The 964-nt window shown below is 52.8% G+C and carries 1 rRNA gene; it reads right to left on the reverse strand.

What is annotated here, in order from left to right:
• Positions 1-964: ribosomal RNA gene (locus ABGI61_RS16740) — 23S ribosomal RNA — on the reverse strand; the annotation flags it as partial.

Consider the following 964-nt stretch of genomic DNA (forward strand, 5'->3'; position numbering starts at 1 on the left):
GCCGCCGTTTACCGGGGCTTCGATCAAGAGCTTCGCTTGCGCTAACCCCATCAATTAACCTTCCGGCACCGGGCAGGTGTCACACCCTATACGTCCACTTACGTGTTTGCAGAGTGCTGTGTTTTTAATAAACAGTTGCAGCCAGCTGGTCACTGCGACTCTTCGATGCTTACGGAGCAAGTCCTTCACAACAAAGAGCGTACCTTCTCCCGAAGTTACGGTACTATTTTGCCTAGTTCCTTCAGCCGAGTTCTCTCAAGCGCCTTGGTATGCTCTACCTGACCACCTGTGTCGGTTTCGGGTACGGTCGCCAATACCTGAAGCTTAGAGGCTTTTCCTGGAAGCATAGCGTTAGCAACTTCGTCACCGTAGTGACTCGTCTCGTGTCTCAGTCTTAAGCATCCGGATTTTCCTAAACGCTCAACCTACACACTTTCACGCGGACTACCAACGCCGCGCTTGCCTAGCTTTCTCCGTCCCCCCATCGCAGTATTGGCCGGTACGGGAATATTAACCCGTTTCCCATCGACTACGCCTTTCAGCCTCGCCTTAGGGGCCGACTCACCCTACCCTGATTAGCATGGGATAGGAACCCTTGGTCTTTCGGCGGGGAAGTTTTTCACTCCCCTTATCGTTACTCATGTCAGCATTCGCACTTCTGATACCTCCAGCATGCCTCCCGGCACACCTTCACAGGCTTACAGAACGCTCCTCTACCACTTGTGCAAGCACAAGTCCGCAGCTTCGGTGAATGATTTAGCCCCGTTACATCTTCCGCGCAGGCCGACTCGACTAGTGAGCTATTACGCTTTCTTTAAAGGATGGCTGCTTCTAAGCCAACCTCCTAGCTGTCTATGCCTTCCCACATCGTTTTCCACTTAATCATTACTTTGGGACCTTAGCTGGCGGTCTGGGTTGTTTCCCTTTTCACGACGGACGTTAGCACCCGCCGTGTGTCTCCCGA

This window comes from Rheinheimera fenheensis, assembly GCF_039871805.1.
Taxonomy (GTDB): Bacteria; Pseudomonadota; Gammaproteobacteria; order Enterobacterales; family Alteromonadaceae; genus Alishewanella; species Alishewanella fenheensis.